The organism is Riemerella anatipestifer ATCC 11845 = DSM 15868, assembly GCF_000252855.1.
GTDB lineage: Bacteria > Bacteroidota > Bacteroidia > Flavobacteriales > Weeksellaceae > Riemerella > Riemerella anatipestifera.
In genome coordinates, this window is record NC_017045.1 from 506,145 (window position 1) to 525,703 (window position 19,559).

20 protein-coding genes are annotated in these 19,559 nt (G+C 33.1%); 13 read left to right on the forward strand and 7 right to left on the reverse strand.

Features of this window, described 5'->3' with window-relative positions:
* The first annotated feature begins 102 nt into the window (after positions 1–102).
* A complete protein-coding gene (gyrB, locus tag RA0C_RS02525; RefSeq protein ID WP_004918853.1) occupies positions 103–2,037 on the forward strand; it encodes a DNA topoisomerase (ATP-hydrolyzing) subunit B in 1,935 nt (644 codons plus the stop codon).
* Positions 2,038–2,121: 84 nt separating this feature from the next.
* Here gyrB and RA0C_RS02530 read toward each other — a convergent pair whose 3' ends face one another.
* The gene (locus tag RA0C_RS02530; protein WP_004918852.1) at positions 2,122–2,448 is read right to left on the reverse strand and encodes a single-stranded DNA-binding protein; all 327 of its coding nucleotides are present in this window, start codon (positions 2,446–2,448) and stop codon (positions 2,122–2,124) included.
* 434 nt (positions 2,449–2,882) lie between these two features.
* Between RA0C_RS02530 and RA0C_RS02535 the strand changes: the two genes are divergently transcribed.
* Complete coding sequence (locus RA0C_RS02535; RefSeq protein WP_004918851.1) at positions 2,883–3,329, forward strand: hypothetical protein; 447 nt, start codon at positions 2,883–2,885, stop codon at positions 3,327–3,329.
* 147 nt (positions 3,330–3,476) lie between these two features.
* Entirely contained in the window at positions 3,477–3,824 is a 348-nt protein-coding gene (locus tag RA0C_RS02540; RefSeq protein ID WP_004918849.1) for a hypothetical protein, read from the forward strand.
* Positions 3,825–3,827: 3 nt separating this feature from the next.
* Here the strand turns inward: RA0C_RS02540 and RA0C_RS02545 are convergent, their stop codons facing one another.
* Together RA0C_RS02545 and RA0C_RS02550 are read right to left on the reverse strand one after the other, a co-directional pair.
* Positions 3,828–4,904 carry a tyrosine-type recombinase/integrase gene (locus RA0C_RS02545; protein ID WP_004918847.1) on the reverse strand — a complete coding sequence of 359 codons (1,077 nt, stop codon included), beginning with the start codon at positions 4,902–4,904 and terminating at the stop codon, positions 3,828–3,830.
* A gap of 12 nt (positions 4,905–4,916) precedes the next feature.
* Positions 4,917–5,120 carry a putative signal transducing protein gene (locus RA0C_RS02550; protein ID WP_013446770.1) on the reverse strand — a complete coding sequence of 68 codons (204 nt, stop codon included), beginning with the start codon at positions 5,118–5,120 and terminating at the stop codon, positions 4,917–4,919.
* Between the two features lie 77 nt (positions 5,121–5,197).
* Here RA0C_RS02550 and RA0C_RS02555 point away from each other — a divergent pair, with 77 nt between their 5' ends.
* The 8 genes from RA0C_RS02555 (at position 5,198) to RA0C_RS02590 (ending at position 13,107) form a co-directional block, all read left to right on the forward strand.
* Positions 5,198–6,379 carry an acyl-CoA dehydrogenase family protein gene (locus RA0C_RS02555; protein ID WP_004918842.1) on the forward strand — a complete coding sequence of 394 codons (1,182 nt, stop codon included), beginning with the start codon at positions 5,198–5,200 and terminating at the stop codon, positions 6,377–6,379.
* Between the two features lie 29 nt (positions 6,380–6,408).
* Complete coding sequence (locus tag RA0C_RS02560; protein WP_004918841.1) at positions 6,409–6,684, forward strand: hypothetical protein; 276 nt, start codon at positions 6,409–6,411, stop codon at positions 6,682–6,684.
* A 15-nt stretch (positions 6,685–6,699) separates the two neighbouring features.
* Positions 6,700–7,407, forward strand: coding sequence for a CoA transferase subunit A (locus RA0C_RS02565; RefSeq protein WP_004918839.1), 708 nt, complete (start codon positions 6,700–6,702; stop codon positions 7,405–7,407).
* Positions 7,408–7,415: 8 nt separating this feature from the next.
* Entirely contained in the window at positions 7,416–8,078 is a 663-nt protein-coding gene (locus RA0C_RS02570) for a 3-oxoacid CoA-transferase subunit B (protein WP_004918832.1), read from the forward strand.
* 14 nt (positions 8,079–8,092) lie between these two features.
* Positions 8,093–10,648, forward strand: a complete 2,556-nt coding sequence (locus RA0C_RS02575) for a phosphoenolpyruvate carboxylase (RefSeq protein ID WP_013446771.1) — start codon at positions 8,093–8,095, stop codon at positions 10,646–10,648.
* 54 nt (positions 10,649–10,702) lie between these two features.
* The gene (locus RA0C_RS02580; protein ID WP_004918828.1) at positions 10,703–11,296 is read left to right on the forward strand and encodes a hypothetical protein; all 594 of its coding nucleotides are present in this window, start codon (positions 10,703–10,705) and stop codon (positions 11,294–11,296) included.
* Positions 11,297–11,435: 139 nt separating this feature from the next.
* Positions 11,436–11,975 (forward strand): hypothetical protein, encoded by a 540-nt coding sequence (locus RA0C_RS02585; protein WP_004918826.1) that lies wholly within the window; start codon positions 11,436–11,438, stop codon positions 11,973–11,975.
* 4 nt (positions 11,976–11,979) lie between these two features.
* Positions 11,980–13,107: an FAD-dependent monooxygenase gene (locus RA0C_RS02590; RefSeq protein WP_004918825.1), complete on the forward strand. Its 1,128-nt coding sequence runs from the start codon at positions 11,980–11,982 to the stop codon at positions 13,105–13,107.
* A 163-nt stretch (positions 13,108–13,270) separates the two neighbouring features.
* On the opposite strand, the gene RA0C_RS02595 is transcribed toward RA0C_RS02590, so the two are convergent.
* From RA0C_RS02595 to RA0C_RS02605, 3 genes are all read right to left on the reverse strand, one after another.
* A complete protein-coding gene (locus RA0C_RS02595) occupies positions 13,271–14,584 on the reverse strand; it encodes a dihydrolipoamide acetyltransferase family protein (RefSeq protein ID WP_013446772.1) in 1,314 nt (437 codons plus the stop codon).
* Between the two features lie 83 nt (positions 14,585–14,667).
* The gene (locus RA0C_RS02600) at positions 14,668–15,321 is read right to left on the reverse strand and encodes a protein-L-isoaspartate(D-aspartate) O-methyltransferase (RefSeq protein WP_004918821.1); all 654 of its coding nucleotides are present in this window, start codon (positions 15,319–15,321) and stop codon (positions 14,668–14,670) included.
* Positions 15,322–15,342: 21 nt separating this feature from the next.
* A complete protein-coding gene (locus RA0C_RS02605) occupies positions 15,343–16,449 on the reverse strand; it encodes a M14 family zinc carboxypeptidase (RefSeq protein ID WP_013446773.1) in 1,107 nt (368 codons plus the stop codon).
* Between the two features lie 335 nt (positions 16,450–16,784).
* Here RA0C_RS02605 and RA0C_RS02610 point away from each other — a divergent pair, with 335 nt between their 5' ends.
* A complete protein-coding gene (locus tag RA0C_RS02610; RefSeq protein ID WP_004918817.1) occupies positions 16,785–17,840 on the forward strand; it encodes a TerC/Alx family metal homeostasis membrane protein in 1,056 nt (351 codons plus the stop codon).
* A 152-nt stretch (positions 17,841–17,992) separates the two neighbouring features.
* Positions 17,993–18,526 (forward strand): helix-turn-helix domain-containing protein, encoded by a 534-nt coding sequence (locus RA0C_RS02615; protein ID WP_004918816.1) that lies wholly within the window; start codon positions 17,993–17,995, stop codon positions 18,524–18,526.
* Between the two features lie 7 nt (positions 18,527–18,533).
* On the opposite strand, the gene RA0C_RS02620 is transcribed toward RA0C_RS02615, so the two are convergent.
* Positions 18,534–19,484, reverse strand: coding sequence for an alpha/beta fold hydrolase (locus RA0C_RS02620; protein ID WP_004918814.1), 951 nt, complete (start codon positions 19,482–19,484; stop codon positions 18,534–18,536).
* Positions 19,485–19,559: the final 75 nt, after the last annotated feature.

Consider the following 19,559-nt stretch of genomic DNA (forward strand, 5'->3'; position numbering starts at 1 on the left):
AAGATTTTATCAAATAAACTTAACACGGATTATCACGAATTTTATTTTTATCTCTTTTTTTTAATTTGTATATTTGTAATCTTTAAAAAATCATAAAGAATAATGAGTAATAAACAATATACAGCTAGTAGTATCCAATCTTTAGAAGGAATTGAACATGTGAGGTTAAGACCCTCTATGTACATTGGAGACGTAGGAGTAAGAGGTTTGCACCATTTGGTATATGAGGTTGTAGATAACTCTATAGATGAGGCTTTAGCAGGATACTGCGATACCATTACGGTTACCATTCATGAGGGTAATGCTATTAGTGTAAAGGATAACGGACGAGGAATCCCTGTAGATTTTCACGAAAAAGAACAAAAATCTGCCCTAGAGGTAGTAATGACGAAAATAGGTGCTGGTGGTAAATTTGATAAAGATTCTTACAAGGTATCTGGTGGACTTCACGGTGTAGGGGTTTCATGTGTTAATGCTTTATCTACGAGTACCATTGCTACCGTTTACAGAGAAGGAAAAATTTATCAACAAAAATATTCTAAAGGTAGAGCTTTAGAAGATGTTCAAGAAATAGGAACTACCGACTATAGAGGTACAGAGGTTTTCTTTCAGCCAGATGACAGTATTTTCAATGAATTAGTTTACAATTACGATACTCTTTCTGCTAGACTTAGAGAGTTAGCATTTTTGAATAAAGGTATCAATATCACTATTACAGACGAGAGAGTAAAAGACGAAAAAGGAGAGTTCTTAACAGAAACTTTCCTATCCGAAGGTGGTCTTAAAGAGTTTGTAGAGTTCATAGATGGTAACAGAGAATCCATTATGGAGAATGTTATCTTTATGGAAGGCGAAAGAGATGATATTCCTGTGGAAGTTGCAATGAGATACAATACTTCTTTCACGGAAAACTTACACTCGTATGTCAATAATATAAATACCCACGAAGGAGGTACACATCTCACTGGATTTAGACGAGCTCTTACAAGAACTCTGAAAAAATATGCAGACGACTTAGGTATTCCTCAAAAGGAGAAGGTAGAAATTACAGGTGATGACTTCCGTGAAGGACTTACAGCTGTAATCTCTGTAAAAGTAATGGAGCCTCAGTTTGAAGGACAAACCAAAACAAAACTTGGTAACTCCGAGGTGTCTGGTGCAGTGGATAAAATAGTAGGTGAAATGCTTACCAACTTCCTAGAAGAAAACCCAACCGAGGCTAAACAGATTGTACAAAAAGTAGTTCTAGCAGCTAAGGCAAGGCAGGCAGCTAAGAAAGCTAGAGAAATGGTACAGCGTAAATCTCCTATGGGAGGAGCGGGACTACCTGGTAAACTTTCGGATTGTTCATCAAAAGACCCAGCCGAATCAGAAATATTCCTTGTAGAGGGAGACTCTGCAGGAGGTACCGCAAAACAAGGAAGAGATAGGCATTTCCAAGCCATTCTACCATTAAGAGGTAAAATTCTTAATGTAGAAAAATCTATGATACACAAAGTTTACGAAAACGAAGAAATAAAAAATATCTATACTGCTCTAGGTGTAAGTGTAGGTACAGAAGAAGATAGCAAGGCTCTTAATTTAAGCAAACTTCGTTATCATAAAATTGTAATTATGACCGATGCCGATATTGATGGTTCTCACATCTCTACACTTATACTTACCTTCTTCTTCCGTTATATGAAGGAACTTATTGAACAAGGTTATGTTTACATTGCATCACCACCTTTATATCTTCTTAAAAAAGGTAACAAAAAGGTATATGCTTGGAATGAGAAAGAGCGAGAAGAAAAAACCTTAGAAATGTCTGCCGATGGTAAAGGCGTAGAAGTACAAAGGTATAAAGGTCTTGGGGAAATGAACCCAGAACAACTTTGGGAAACTACACTTAACCCTGAAAACAGAATTCTAAAGCAAGTGAACATAGAAAATGCAGGTGAAGCAGATAGAATCTTCTCTATGCTTATGGGAGACGAAGTTCCTCCAAGGAGAGAATTTATAGAGAAAAATGCAGTTTATGCCAAAATTGATGCATAATCAAAAACTGTTTTTCCAAAGTAATAATAAATAAAAAAGCCAAGTTTAATTCTTGGCTTTTTTCATTTCTATATAACCTCCATTTTATTTAGCTCTTCCCAAAAGCAGGATATCATTAGCTATAATTTCGGTAACATAGCGTTTATTTCCTTCTTTATCATCATAACTTCGGTAGGTTAACTTCCCCTCAACAGCTATCTCTTTACCTTTGGTAACATACTTTTCTATAATTTCTGCTAGTCCTCCCCAAGCCACCACTTTATGCCATTCCGTCTGCTCTATCCTCTCTCCTTGTGCATTTTTGTAAATTTCGTTAGTAGCTATAGAAAGATGAGCTACTTTAGTATTATTAACCTCTTTAATTTCTGGCGTGTTACCCACATTACCAATAAGTTGAACCTTGTTTTTCATAATAGATTTATTTTTAAATTATATTTTAGTTTCTACGATTAAAAGTCTTTTACATTCACAAGGCAAAGATGAGCTATCGTCAGAATAATACTCGGTATAAAATTATTTACTTTCGACTAAAACCATTTGTAATTATTTGTAATCGGATAATAAGTTTTGTTTATACATTATTTTGCTTAAATTTCCACTTAGAATTAATGAGTCCAAATGAACAGAATGAATATAAAATTAACAAGGCTACTACTCATACTTAACTACAAAAATTTTGACGGTACGAAAACAATTCTTAAATTAGAAAAAAGTTGAATAAAGGTACCGCTAATAACAGTAGTTTTGCAAAAAGCGGGGTTGAATTGCTTTTGTGTTAAACTTAATATCCGCAAAATATTTATCTTCGACCTAAAATTTTATGAAAACGAAATGCGTTAAAGATTATGAAAATGTTTATAAACCTTAATACTATTGTTTCCGTTATATCACTTTTTACATTACTTGGATGTTCAATTAGAACGGATTTTTTTATTCAGAATTTAACAAATGTAAATCAAATTATAAGAATAAAATATCTCTATAACATTTCTAATGAAATTCAAGAGGATAATTTTGAGAAATTTAGTTTTGATTACGAGAATGAAATCATAGAACCATCAAACTTTAACAAAAGTACAAATCTAAAATCTCTAAAAAAAATTGAAGTCAAAGATTCGGTTATTATTATTGATATTCCAAAACATTCCACAGTAAGAATTGATAAAACTCATAATTTTAGATGGACGTCGTTAATAGATTTTATTGAAATTAAAGGGAAAAAGCATAATATAAAGGACATAGAAATAAAATCCATAAAGCTCAGAAATGATTATGTTTATAAAATTGAATAAAAAACTAGTATCTAAAAAACTCAGTAATATTTATATGCAAAACGCTTTTATTTCTACAAATTTACTTAATTTCGAGTTCTTAAAAGTATTTGTTATGATTAAGATTCTCCTCTGCAAATACTCAGCCATCTAAGCTAATAATGCACTATGAAACAATGTCTTGAATGTAACGAAACAATAGTAGGTAGAGAAGATAAAAAATTTTGCTCTGATAGTTGCCGAAATTCCTACAACAACCGTATGAATAAGGATCATACCAATCTTATGCGAAATACAAACAATCAACTAAGAAAAAATTATAGGATATTATCTGAACTAAATATAGAGGAAAAAACTAAAGTTCCTAAAATAAAACTCTCTAACAAAGGATTTAATTTTGATTTAATTACCTCTATCATCAATACCCAAAACGGCAAAACCTACTTTTTTGTTTATGACCAAGGCTACCTGCCATTAGATGAAGAATGGCTTCTTTTGGTAAAAAAGAAACAATAACTATTACTTTAAACCATCCAATGGGCTTTTTATTGTCCGCTGATGTTCGGAAGTAACCTGCGTATAGATTTGAGTAGTCTTGATATTATTATGTCCCAAAAACTCTTGTATATATCTTATATCTGTCCCCATTTCCAAAAGATGAGTAGCATAGCTATGCCTTAAACCGTGTATGCCTACTGTCTTATTTATACCTGCCTTTCTCATCGCAGTCTTAAAAACCGACTGAACCGACCTTACCGAATACATACCTCCATACTGTCCTTCAAATAGATACTTTTTAGGTTTATACTCTCGATAGTAGGCTCTAAGTTCAGGCAAAATACTTTCAGGCAAAGGCACCATACGGTCTTTTTTACCTTTAGCATTCTCAATCCGTACACGCATAGTTTCGCTACATATATCCTCTAGTTTTAAATTAACAATCTCACTTACTCGCAAACCCATACCATAGCAAAGTTGTAACATACATCTATGTTTGAGGTTGGTGGTTACTTCAAATATTTTTAAAATCTGCTTTTTATTTAAACTCTTTGGTAACTGTTTTTTCTTTTTGGGGCGAGGAATATCAAAAAACATTTTTTTGCGATGTAAGGCTTGCTCAAAGTAAAATTTAATAGCATTGATACGACTGTTTATTTCTGCCTCCGAAAGTTTTAAATTCTCAAAACAATAGAGAAAATAAGACCTTAAGCGTTCTTCGGACAATTCATCTACTGGAAAATCTTTTAGAACATAAAGCAGTTGGGCAAACTCTACGGCATAAGTTCTAAGCGTATTTCGACTGTATCCTTTTAGTTTTAAATGCTCCTGAAAAAGCTCAAAAGCAGGGCGATTAACCGCTTTTATTTTTGAAAATACCATTTTGCCAACCAATGGCTCTTCTGTAATACTAAAAAGGGTTCTATAATGTCTATTGTTAGGTACATACCAACTTTTTTGACTAGCCGACCAACGGGCAGTGGTATGTTCTTTAAGAAGGTCAATAAGCTCCTTCTGATACGGAAAAGAAATCCATATCACATTTTTCTCACGGTGTTCTCCAACTTTCGTTTGGTATAAGGAGCTATTCCAGTGCATATCTTTTTTAATTTACTCTTCTATTCTATCCAATATTTCTCTTGCTTGGTCAGCATTACTCTCGTCTACCATAAGGATATAGTTTTGGTTTACAGGCATTACAGCTACATTATTAACATACTCATTTTTAATATAGCTTTCTATACCTTCAGATAAAAGTTTAGATTTCATAATCTCTACTTCGTATAGAAATCCTGACTCAAATATTTTTACCATAACCAAATTTATTTTATTCAAATATAATAATTTTTAACTATATTAGTAGCGTTTAAACATAACCTTATCACATTAGTATGAGTTATTATCCACTTAATAGTATCCCAGACTATTACATGCTAGATAACCTTCTTACCGAAGAGCATAAATTGGTTAGAAATTCTGTGAGACAATGGGTGCAAAGTTCTGTAATTCCTCAGATAGATAACGCTGCACAAACACATAAAGAAATCCCCAACCTAATGCAACAATTGGGTACAATAGGAGCTCTAGGAGCCTATATTCCAAAAGAGTATGGTGGTGCTGGGCTAGACCAAATTTCCTACGGCATCATTATGCAAGAGTTAGAAAGAGGAGACTCTGCGGTGCGTTCTGCGGCTTCGGTGCAAGCATCATTAGTAATGTATCCTATTTTTGAATTCGGAACAGAGGAACAAAAAAGAAAATTCCTACCTTTACTCGGAGCGGGTGAAATTACAGGAGCTTTCGGGCTTACCGAACCCAACCACGGCTCTAATCCGTCTGATATGGAAACTCGCATTAAAGATATGGGCGATTATTTTTTGCTTAATGGAGCTAAAATGTGGATTACCAATGCTCCTACTTGCGACATTGCTATTGTTTGGGCTAAAGATGAAACCAATACTATTAGAGGGTTAATTGTAGAAAGAGGAATGGAAGGTTTCACTACTCCAGAAACACTCAATAAATGGAGTTTAAGAGCCTCTAGAACAGGAGAATTGGTATTTCAAAATGTGAAAGTCCCTAAAGAAAATCTCCTACCGAATGTAAAAGGAATTAAAGGTCCATTATCCTGTCTTAACTCTGCTAGATATGGAATTTCTTGGGGCGTTATAGGTGCTGCTATAGATTGCTATTGCACCGCAGTACAATACGCCAAAGAGCGTACACAGTTTGGGAAACCTATTGGTAGTTTTCAACTTCAACAAAAGAAATTAGCCGAGTTTCTCACAGAAATTACTAAAGCTCAACTTCTTTCGTGGCGTTTAGGTTTGCTTAAAAATGAAAACAAAGCTACTCCAGCACAAATCTCTATGGCTAAAAGAAATAATGTAAAAATGGCATTAGACATTGCTAGGGAAAGCAGGCAAATACTAGGTGCTATGGGGATTATGGGAGACTTCCCTATGATGCGACACGCCGCCAATCTAGAATCTGTAATTACTTACGAAGGTACTCACGATATTCATCTTTTAATAACAGGTATGGATATCACGAGTATTAGTGCTTTCTCATAAAAATAAACTATAAAAACAAAATTTAAACTATGAACGAAAAAGACAAACGATTTATCGCTTTATGGCAAAACTTACGACAAAGTAGGCTTAAGTTTTCGGTAAGGCAAGGCGTCGTAATCGCCTTTATGTTTATACTTATTGCTGCTCCTATCAATTATTTCATTACTCAACCTGATGATTTTAAAGCCTTTTTAGGAAAAAATGGGATTATTTGGTTGGCAGCTTCGGCTATTCTTAGCCTGTACTACTACTTTGTGGGCTTTAATAAGTATGAAAAAAGGTATAAAAGTTTAATAAATCAATAGAATTAAATCTGAACAATGATAGATAAAACAGTTAAAAATGTACAAGAAGCCTGCGAAGGTATCAAAGACGGAATGACCATTATGCTTGGCGGATTTGGGCTATGCGGAATCCCAGAGAATAGCATTGCTGAGCTGGTAAGAAAAAATGTAAAAAATCTCACTTGTATTTCTAATAATGCAGGTGTTGATGATTTTGGACTAGGACTTTTACTTCAAAATAAACAAATAAAAAAAATGATTTCTTCCTATGTGGGAGAAAATGCCGAATTTGAAAGACAACTACTAAGCGGAGAGTTAGAGGTAGAACTTATCCCACAGGGGACTCTAGCGACTAGATGTTTGGCTGCGGGGTATGGTATGCCTGCTTTTTTCACACCTGCTGGCGTAGGGACAGAAGTTGCCGAAGGTAAAGAGGTCAGAAACTTTAATGGTAAAGATTATCTTTTAGAATATGCTTTTGATGCTGATTTTGCCATCGTTAAAGCTTGGAAAGGCGACACAGCAGGAAATTTAATATATCGTTCTACTGCTAGAAATTTTAATCCACCAATGGCAATGGCTGGTAAAATTACGATTGCAGAGGTAGAAGAACTTGTACCTGCAGGAACATTAGACCCTGACCAAATACATACTCCTGGAATTTATGTACACCGTATTTTCCAAGGAGAAAATTACGAGAAGAGAATAGAGCAAAGAACCGTAAGAAAAACCAATCAAGACTAAACTTAATTATGGCTTTAACAAAAGAACAAATAGCACAAAGAATTGCTAAAGAAATAAAAAATAATTCCTATGTTAATCTAGGCATAGGTATCCCTACCCTAGTTGCCAACTACATTCCGAAAGGCATAAATGTTGTATTGCAATCCGAAAATGGGTTACTCGGAATGGGACCCTTTCCAGAGGAAGGCAAAGAGGATGCAGATTTAATAAACGCAGGTAAGCAAACCATCACTACTTTACCAGGTTCAGTAGTTTTTGATTCAGCGATGAGTTTCGGTATGATTAGAGCTCAAAAAGTAGATTTAACCATACTAGGAGCGATGGAAGTTTCCGAAAGCGGAGACATCGCTAACTGGAAAATACCGGGTAAAATGGTAAAAGGTATGGGAGGTGCGATGGATTTAGTTGCTTCCGCAAAGAATATTATTGTGGCAATGCAACAGGTGAATAAACACGGCGAGTCTAAACTTCTCCAAAAATGTAGCTTACCTCTTACAGGAGTTAAATGTATCAAAAAAGTAGTTACAGAGCTTGGCGTTTACGAAATAGTACCCGAAGGAGGCTTTAAATTATTAGAAAAAGCACCTAATGTAAGCCTAGACGATATTAAAAAGGCAACAGCTGGGAAACTCATTATAGAAGGAGAAATCCCAGAAATAGTTTTAGATTAAAACAAATATATATTATGGAGGATAGAAAAACAAAACTAGAGCGTTTTGAAGAAAGTGTGTTATCTAAATATCAGATTTACAACAGTATTTTTATGACATTACCTTTCAGTGGTGTGTCTAATGTGGGGAGATTTTTGCCTCTGTTTGGCGAAGAATGTAAAAAAGGCTATCAAGATAATAAAACACCTACCGAAATCGTAGAAGAGTTTTTCAAAAAATACGCTCCACAATCCTCCGAAAAAGAAACTAACGACCTTCTGTTTAGGTTTATACAATATATTGAAAGGCAAGTAGTTTTATTTGATGCCATAGAAGATGCCGCCTTTTCCACAGTAAATAATATGGACGGACTGGGCAGTATCCGAAATATGAAAGAGAAAGCCGAAGCTCGTAACAAGGTTACTGAACTTAAAGCTACTCTACAAAAACTTAAAGTAAGACCTGTACTTACTGCTCACCCAACTCAATTCTATCCAGACTCTGTATTGGTTATCATTAACGATTTAACCCAAGCGATTAAAGATAATGACTTAACCACCATCAAAAAACTTCTAGCACAGCTAGGTAAAACGCCTTTCTATAAAAAGGAAAAACCAAGTCCGTTAGATGAAGCTATTGGGCTTATTTGGTATTTAGAAAATGTATTTTACCATTCTATGGGGAATATTTACAGCTATCTTAAAAAACATATTTTGAAAGATGAAGCTCTTAAAAACCCCGTGGTAGAACTAGGCTTTTGGCCCGGAGGCGATAGAGATGGTAACCCTTTTGTAAAACCAGAAACCACTCTAAAAGTAGCAGAGAGACTCAAAAAAAGTATTCTAAAAAACTACTATAAAGACATCAGAGTCCTAAAAAGAAGACTCACTTTTAAAGGAGTGGAACATTTAGTAAAAAATCTAGAAGACCAACTCTATAAAGCAGCATTTTTAGAAGAAGAAAACACTCTAACGCTTCAAGAGTTCAGACAATCTCTTGAAGAAATACGAGCCATTTTAATCTCAGAACATCAATCTCTATTTGTAGATGAGCTAGATGCTTTACTCTATAAAGTTGATATCTTTGGATTCTATTTTGCAAGTCTAGACATCAGACAAGATTCTAGAATCCATCGAATTGTGATAGAAGATATTGCAAAATCTACCTCTGGAAAAATTATTCCCGAGAACTATTCAAGCCTTTCCTGTGAAGAACAAATCCAAGTTTTATCACAAGTAAATGGTGTGTTAGACCTAACCTCATTTAACCAAGAAATCACTAAAGATACCTTAGGTTCTATCCTAATGATGATGGCTATCCAAAAAGAAAATGGAGAAAAAGGTTGCAACAGGTATATTATTAGTAATAATCAAAACGCAGCTAATGTACTAGAGGTATATACCTTACTGAAGCTTTGTGGTTGGCAGAACCCTACCGTAGATATTGTACCACTTTTTGAGACCATAGATGATTTGGACAATGCCGAAGAGGTAATGACAACGCTTTACCAAAATAAAGATTACAAAGAACACCTTAAATCTAGAGGCTATCAACAAACCATTATGCTCGGTTTTTCTGACGGAACTAAAGACGGTGGCTATCTAAAAGCCAACTGGAGCATCTATACCGCTAAAGAAAGACTTACCAAAATCTCTAGAGAATATGGTATAGAAGTTCTGTTTTTTGATGGGCGTGGTGGACCTCCAGCTAGAGGTGGTGGCAAATCTCACCAGTTCTATGCTTCTTTTGGTAAAGATATAGAGTCTGACGCTATACAAATTACAATACAAGGGCAAACCATTAGCTCTAACTTTGGGACTTTAGACTCTTCACAGTATAATTTAGAACAGCTTATTAGTGCTGGTGTTAATAATAAAATTTTCACTAGTGAACAAGCTAGTATTTCTTCTGAAGAGAAAGAAATTTTACAAGATTTAGCAGACATTAGCTATCAAAAATATACGGAATTTAAAAATCATCCTAAGTTTATCCCGTACCTCGAAAAGATGAGTACGCTAAAGTATTATGCTAAAGCCAATATAGGAAGTAGGCCTTCCAAAAGAGGTAATTCAGATACACTCAACTTTAGTGATTTAAGAGCCATTCCGTTTGTGGGTAGCTGGAGCCAACTAAAACAAAATGTACCTGGTTTTTATGGTGTGGGTACTGCTTTGGCTCATTATGATGCTAATGGAAATTTTGAAAAACTAAAGGCACTATATAAAAAATCTCTATTTTTCAGAACTTTACTAGAAAATAGTATGATGAGCCTTACCAAATCTTTCTTTAAACTCACGGAGTATATGAAAGACGATGTGGAATTTGGTGCTTTTTGGCAAGAAATTTATCAAGAATACCAACTTTCTAAAGAAATGCTCCTAAAACTTACAGAGTTTAAAAGCCTTATGGAAGACCACCCAGCTGGTAAAGCCTCTATACAAATGAGAGAAGAAATGGTTCTGCCTCTACTTACCATACAACAATATGCTCTAAAAAAAGTGCAAGACGGAAGTCCTCTTTCTGAAGTTTATGAAAATATGGTGGTAAGGTCTCTATTTGGAAACATTAATGCGAGTAGAAATTCTGCGTAGATATAGTTGTTTTATCTGCAAGTTTATCACAAATTTCGTTTAATAAAGAAAATTATGAAAAAAATTACAATTTTACTATTTGGTTTACTAATGTTTGGATTAACATATTCTCAAAAAATAAATGGCTTAAAAATATATAAACAGAATGAACAATATTCTGAGAATGATTCTATTCCCAAAATAATTAATCCGCAAAAATGGGAATTAGAAAAGCCAATTATACTTCTAAATGACAAATATGTAGCAAGTGAAGTTTTGAACACAATAAATCCTAAAAAAATTGAATCCATAAAAATTGAGAAGAATAAAGTTCAAATTGACGGAACTGAATATAACGGTAAAATCATTGTAAAAACAAAAGCAAACTACGATTTAAGTTTATTGAAAATAAAAGATTTTATTGAGAAATATGCTAGAATAAAGAATGGGGAGTATATATATTTTATTGATGGAGAAGTTCTAAATACTGATGAGAACTTAATGTATGTTGATGAAAAAAATATTATGCAAGTGAAAGTTACTAAACTCGATAAAACAGAAAAGTCAAAAAAATTATATTTTGTAAAATTATTGACACGAACAAAAGAAAATTTAAAAAAAGGAGATACAATATATATTCGTGGAAATGAATTGAGTGTAAATAATTAAAAAAACTGCAGCTAACATAGTATTTGCAAAGGGCGGGGTTAGGGAATGATAGGAGATTTTTTAATAATATTTCATCGTAAAATACTTTTCACTTCCACGATTTTGTTTAATCTAACATTTTTCCAAAAGACGGTCACAAATGAAATTAGTTTTATCAATTGTTTTTGTAATTTATTCTACATCTAAGTTTCAATCACAAACTATTGTAAATGACAATAAAGAAGTTAGTATAATATTTCCTTTTGAATATGTAAAGTATTCTCTTGCAACTTATTATCTTTTTACAATTAAGAACAATTCAAATTTTAATTATTTTATTGATACATCCGTGAATTCATTTTGGGGTAGAGCATTAATTTTAAAAAATGGGAAATACCTTCCTCAAAAATCATATTATTCAAGTGGTTATCCCGCTGAAAGAGAATATAGTGAATGTGAAAAAGATTTTCAAATCATTATGAAAGGAGAATCTAAAAATGTTCTATTACCAATATTTCAATATAATGGAACCTATGATTTTGATAGCAATAATAATTACAGGGTTGTAATAAGTAATCAAAAATTTTCAAGAACTATTTCTTCAGAAATGGGATGTAAAAAATATATTGAACAAATGGAAAACAAAGGCTATAAACTTTTGGAAGGAAATATAAATTTGAGTCTTAAAATTGTTGAGTAAAAAAATGGCGGAAACAATAAGCATAATTGGTGCAGGAATTGGCGGACTAACAACCGCCTTGATGCTGAAAAATAAAGGTTTCAATATAGAGGTTTTTGAAAGTTCAAAAGAAATAAAACCTGTTGGAGCAGGAATAATAATTGCAAATAATGCGATGCAGGTTTTTAAAAAGTTAGGCATTCAGGATAAAATTGAGAAGGCTGGCAACAGAATTTCCTGTATGAAAATTACGGATACACAACTAAAAAGTATCTCTGTAGTTGACCTGACCGAATACGAAAAAAAATATGGTGTACACAATATCGCAATACACCGAGGAGAATTGCAAAAAATACTTGTAAATGAAGTGGGCTATGACAATATAAGGCTCTCAAAACGGCTTATAAAAGTTCAAAAGTCTGAACCGTTTAAATTAACTTTTGAGGACTACTCAACCATGGAAAGTAAAATATTGATTGGTGCAGACGGTATAAACTCGGTAGTTAGAAAAGACTTATTTGAAGAAAGCAAATTACGAAATGCAAACCAAAAGTGTTGGAGAGGAATTTGTGAAATGAATTTACCTCAAAAATATCATAATGAACTTAATGAGGCATGGGGGAAAGGAAAACGATTTGGTTTCGTGAAAATTAGTGATAGAAAAGTATATTGGTATGCTTTAACAAATTCAAAAAACATAAAGCCTAACGAAATAAATTTATGTGAATTATTTAGTGAGTTTCACAGCGATATTTTGAAAATTATTTCTGCAACAGACAGAAATCAAATAGTAGTGAGTGATATTATTGATCTTAAACCAATTGATAAATGGCAAAAAAGAAATGTTTGCTTAGTTGGTGATGCAGCTCATGCTACAACACCGAATTTAGGACAAGGGGCTTGCCAAGCTATTGAAGATGCATATGTTCTAGGAAAGCTACTTGACAAAGGGATTAGTATAGAAAATACTTTTGAAAAATATGAAAATTTAAGACATAAAAAAGCTCACAAAATAGTAAATACAAGTTGGATACTTGGGAAAATAGCACATTTAGACAACCCATTTTTAGTCTGTTTAAGAAATAACATTTTAAGATTTACACCAAAATTTGTAAACAAAATACAAACGGATAAAATATTTAAACTAAACTAACAAAAGTGAGGCAAAAAATAGCTTCAATTGAACTTTGATGCTAAAGTTTCCAGTCTTCATCAATATCTAAAACATTATATAACATTTCATTCACAAATATTAAAAAAGCTACCTCAATTTTGAGATAGCTTTTTTAGTATTTAATCTTAGAAAATTTTACAATTTAAATCTCTGTATCCAAATCCCAATTCTCTAGATAATCGTGAACTGCTTTTAAGAACATTCCGCCCAGAGAACCATCTACCACACGGTGGTCATAAGAATGGCTCATAAACATTTTCTGTCTAATTGCAATTACATCGCCCTCTGGAGTTTCTAGTACCGCAGGTTTTTTAACAATAGCTCCTACTGCCAAAATAGCCACCTGAGGCAAAGGAATAATTGGTGTACCCATTAAATTACCAAAAGAACCAATATTAGAAATAGTATAAGTAGCTCCTTGAGTATCTTCTGGTTTTAGTTTTTTATTTCTCGCACGATGAGCCAAATCATTGATAGCTTTAGCTAAGCCACTTAAAGATAATTGGTCTGCGTTTTTAATTACAGGCACAATAAGATTTCCATCTGGTAAAGCTGTTGCCATACCTATATTGATATTTTTCTTCTTAATAATTTTATCTCCATCTACAGAGACATTAATCATTGGATAATCCTGAATAGCCTTCACTACCGCTCTTACAAAAATAGGCATAAACGTAAGCTTTTCGCCCTCTCTCTGTTGGAAAACATTTTTATACTTATTTCTCCATTTCACCACATTGGTAACATCACTCTCAATAAACGAACTTACGTGAGGAGCCGTGTGTTTACTACGCACCATAGAATCAGCAATAATTTTTCTAACTCTATCCATTTGTATCACTTCGTCTCCCTCAGAAGTGCTTACAGGTACAGAAGATACCGCAGACGCACTACTAGATGCTACCACCTGAGGCACTTCCTGCTTCATAACAGATGACGAAGATTGACCTCTATTCTCCACATATTTTAATATATCTTCTTTAGTAATTCTACCTTCTAGACCTGTACCTTGTATAGTTTTTAATTCAGCTTCCGAAATATTTTCTTCCTGAGCAATAGATTTCACTAAAGGCGACAAATATAAATCTCCTGAAAACTCTACTTTCAACTCATTTAGAGGTGCTTCTATTGTTTTTATAACATCAGCACTAGGAACTTCCTCTGCAGTTTCAACTACTTTTGGTACTTCTTGAATAGTATCTGATACGGCACCGCCCTCTGTTTCTAATATCGCAATAGCCTCTCCTACTTGTGCTACTTCGTCTTTTTGTTTTAAAATTTTAACAATCTTCCCCGAAACAGGAGTAGGAACATCTGAGTCTACTTTGTCTGTTGCTATTTCCACTACACTATCATCCTCGTTTACGAAGTCACCCTCATCAAATAGCCAAGAAATAATAGTTGCTTCCATAACGCCTTCTCCCATTGAAGGAAGTAATAATTTATATTCTGCCATTGTTTTATTGGTTTTTAGCAAAGATAATATTTTTTTAAACTTTCACACGAATTTCATCGTTCAATTTTTCAACGATAGCCTATTTAAACGCCATCTGTATCTCCCAACATTGGAACAAACTTATACACTCCAAAAGTTTCCTTTTCTATTTCTGTTTCAGAAATTTTGGTAAATCTATAAAGTATCTGCTCTTCTAAAGCCCCTAGCGGAATGACCATTTTACCTCCTACTTTAAGTTGCTTTAACAATTCCACAGGCAAAGTTTCAGCCCCGCAGGTTACAATAATTTTATCAAACGGAGCAAAAGTAGGCAATCCTAAAAAACCATCTCCAAAACTTTGAAAATGTGGACGAAGCCCTAAAATTTTAAACATCTTTTTAGAAAAATCAAATAGTTTTTTCTGTCTTTCAATAGTGTAAACTTTCGCTCCCATCACCATAAGAACTGCTGCTTGATAGCCGCTACCTGTGCCTATTTCTAATATTTTTTCTCCTTTCTCTACCTGTAATAATTCTGTTTGCTCAGCCACAGTAGAAGGGTGAGAAATCGTTTGATGTGCAGCAATAGGAAATGCTCTATCTTCGTAGGCATAATCCTCAAAAACACTTTCCAAAAAAAAATGACGAGGCAATGCTCCTATCGCTGATAGCACATTTTCATCACAAATACCCAATTTTTCTCTTAGATATTCTACCAATATTTTTCGTTTTCCTTTATGTACAAATGTATCTTTCATTTTATTTTTGGAAAAAGAAAGTTATTCTACTTTAAAATCAACAACAGCGTCTAATTTAGGATATTTTTTATCACTCACAAAGCGTTTACCTGTACAATCTATTTCCTTCCAACCTTTCTTTCTACTACAATCGCCCACCTCTACCACATAAGGCACAAAGCTAATTTCCTCATCTCCTTCATTATAAACTTCCTTATATTGTACTGCCACATCTAACACACAAGGGAAATTAGTATTTAGTTTTACATTCCTATAAATAATGTCATAATGAGTTTCTCTATTTTCTGGAATCTCAAAATACTTCTCATATCCGCCAGTTTCTCCTTTTAAATCAGCCATTGCCATCAAAGCATAGTAAAGAGCTTTAGTGTAGTAGTGTCTCGTATTTGCACGAGTATAATCATCAAAGAAATGCCCACCTTCAAACAAAACAGTAGGAATTCCTGCCTTCATAAAATTATCTCCCGTAGAAGTTGGGTAAAACTCATCTGAATAACGCCCTATTTGATTTGGAATTTCTAATGATAACTTGCTAAAAATCTCAGCAATCACCGCCATACTTTTCTTTCTATTTTCTGTAACTTCTCTCTCTACATTTTCAGATGGTGCTAAAAAAGATAAAGTCGCAGGATGAACCGCATCCGTTGTAAAAATAGTCCTTTGGTCGTGCAAATTAAGAGCATAGTGATAATCACCTCTCAAAACGATTTCTTTTAGAAGTCTCATTTCTAAAGAAGATTCTTTAATAAAGTCTCTGTTAATATCTATATCTAAAGCGTTTCTTCTCGTCCAAACTGCTGAACCATCAGGATTAAGCATCCAAATAAAATCCAATTTTATCTCTTGCCAAAGTTCTTCAGATAAAGATGGATTATATTCTAAAGATTCTAATAAATCCAACATAGCTAAAGTTGCAGTAGATTCATTACCGTGCATCTGACTCCAAGCGACTATATTGGTTCTCCCTTTTCCTATACTCATCATATAAATGGGTCTTCCCATAGGAGAAGTTCCTATCTGTTCTAAAACACTCCCATACTTCTCTTTTAGAAAAACAAACAATTTTTCGGGCGAAATATATCTATTTTTAAAGTTTACATTTTTAACATACGAAAACACATTTGTCATAACAAATATTTTTACTTCCACAAAGATAATACTAAAAAAGCAAAAACAATATTTTACTTTTGTAAATTATTTAAACACTCCTATATGACTAAATGTCTGTTGATAAAATTGTGGATTAAATACAATTCAATTAAAAATCATTAAATATTTAAAATCAGTGTTTTATAAATTTTATATAAAGTTATTTTTCAAATTAACTTTAATTATATATACAGCCATTTATCTTCATTTGTAGAAACTAACATTAAACACTTACAAATGTATATTTTACCGAAAACATACTTTTGTTTACATTTATAAATAGCTGGGATTTTTTATTTTCATATCTTTGCTTTATGACAAACGAAACTATATTTCTACTAGGATTTTTAATATTCATTGGGATTGTTATGGCTCTAGATTTAGGAGTACTTAGCAAAACAAAAAATAAAAAAACGGAAGGTATTTCCTTTAAGAAAGCCTTGCTGATGAGTGTTTTTGTAGTCTGCCTTTCTATGGTCTTCTACTCTATTCTGTTAGGATTTGGGCATCAATTACACGGCATTGATAGTATTGAAAAACTAGAAACCATTGTTCAGAAACATAGACATCCTATAAAAATAATCCCAAATGATTTGGAAACGAGCATCCAGATTTATAACCAAAATTTAGGACTAGAATATCTTACAGGCTATGTTGTAGAATACGCTTTATCGGTAGATAATATATTTGTAATTGTACTAATATTTACAGCTTTTGGCGTTGAGAAAAGGAATTACCACAGAGTGCTATTTTGGGGAATTCTAGGAGCTGTTGTTATGAGGTTTATGTTTATTTTCATAGGAGCGGCACTTATAGAAAGATTTGCTTGGATAATGTATGTTTTTGGAGCATTTCTAGTGTTTACAGGTATTAAAATGTTCCTTTCAAAAGAGGAAGAAGAAAGTATAGATACTGAAAAACATCCTGTAGTAAAGTTTGCTAATAAGTACTTTAAAGTTCATAATCAGTTTGTAGGAAATAAATTCTTTGTAAATATAGACGGAGTAAAAAAAATGACCCCTCTATTTCTAGTACTTATCATTATAGAATTTACCGACTTAATCTTTGCCGTAGATAGTATTCCTGCTATCTTCTCTGTTACTAAAGACCCTTACATAGTGTTCTTTTCTAATATTTTTGCAATCATAGGTCTTAGGTCTATGTTCTTCCTATTGGCAGGAATTATAGATAAATTTAGATTCTTAAAAATAGGTCTAGCGGTATTGCTTACCTTCATAGGAGCGAAAATGCTTCTGCATCATCAGCTAGATGAGCTTGGCTTTACCACTACACATTCACTTATCATAATTGTAAGTATTTTGGCTGTAAGCATTCTTACCTCTTTAATTCCAGCGAGAAAAACAGATTAAATTCTACGAATATTTACATATTTAAAATTAAATAAAGTGCTTATAATGAATTATTTATAAGCACTTTTTATTTTTGTAAATTTTAGTTTTTATCTTTACTTTACAAATGTTTATTGTTAACTCATTTATTTATTTTACTTTTGTAAAATTCAATGATTAACAATTGTAATCTCTATTTTATGAGTTTAAATGAAAGAATATCCAAAGTTATAGCTTATTCGGAACTTACCGCCTCTGATTTTGCTGACGAAATAGAAGTACAGCGTTCTAGTATTTCTCATATCACTTCAGGGAGAAACAAACCCTCTCTTGACTTTATTATAAAAATAAAAGACCGATTTCCAGAAATTGAATGGGATTGGCTCATCAATGGAGAAGGCGAAATGCTAAAAAGCGGTAATCCCTCCGAAAGTGATAATAAAGAGCAGCCCGCTTCTCCCCTCCCCGATTTATTTAGTTTTGAGGATAATTTTATCAGTGAGGAAAAAAAACAAGTTTTCCCTAATCCACGAGAATATCATAAAACGGAATTAGACACAGAAGCTGAACTTATACGAGAATCTCAGCCATTAGAAAATTCAGACTCCGAAAAGATTATTAACATTGAAAAAGAACCTAGCACTCCAAAAGTTAAAAGAGTGGTTTTATTTTTTGATAATGGAAAGTTTGAGAGCTACGAAATGTAATTACATTTTACTCTTTACTCAACCATTTATCTATCTCTTCAAAAGTTACTTCTCTTTGTTCAATCCAAGGAAAATGACCTGCTTTATCAATTATTACTAATGTTGATTTTGGCAAGTTGGTATGTAATTCTTTTGCATATTTAGGAGGATTATTGGTATCGTATTTACCATTGATAATCAATATTTTTGTATTGATACCTTTAAACTTGCTTTGAAATTCCAAATATTTTGAACGTTCTTCTACACTTTCTTGATAAAATTCATTATTGATAGGCAATCTTCTTCCTGCTTTTGATATTTCTTTAACAATTGGTATCACCTTTTGTGAACTATCTTCATTATAAGTCCACCATTTTAGTGGAGCATTAGAAATATCATTTCCTTTATCATCTTGGTTGGTTTTGTGCAATATCATATAATCCCAATCTTTAACTACCTTCGCAAACCATTGAGATTCGGCTATTCGCTTATTTTCAGACTGCTTCCTTCTTTCTATGGACTCGTCCTGTGTACCCACATAGCTAGTTCCCGATAAAATCATTCCCGAAACATTTTTAGGATACTCAACAGCATATTGTAATGCTATACCACTTTGATCAGAATGACCAAATAGCCAAATTTTATTAACTCCAATTTTCTGCCTTAACAATTCTATTTCCCTCACAGAATAAGAAGGGCTGTATTCCTTTAAACTTGCTGGAGTGTCAGAACCACCTGTTCCTCTAGAATTGTAATAAACCATCGTAAATTTATCTTCTAAAGGTTTTAAGGTTAGTTCATATCCAATTTTTCCCGAGCTAGGATGCCCTACTATCATTATTGGACCTTTTCCTTTAACTACAAAGTTGATGTTTAGTCCATCTATCTTTTCAGTATAACTTCCACTCTCAATTATAGGAGTTGATACACAAGAAATAAATAGAACTGACCATAAAAAAACACTAATAAGTCTTTTCATAAAATAACTTCTAACAGAAAAAATCTAATTACAACTAAAAGTCCCTGATTTTATTATGAAATCCACAATTCACTC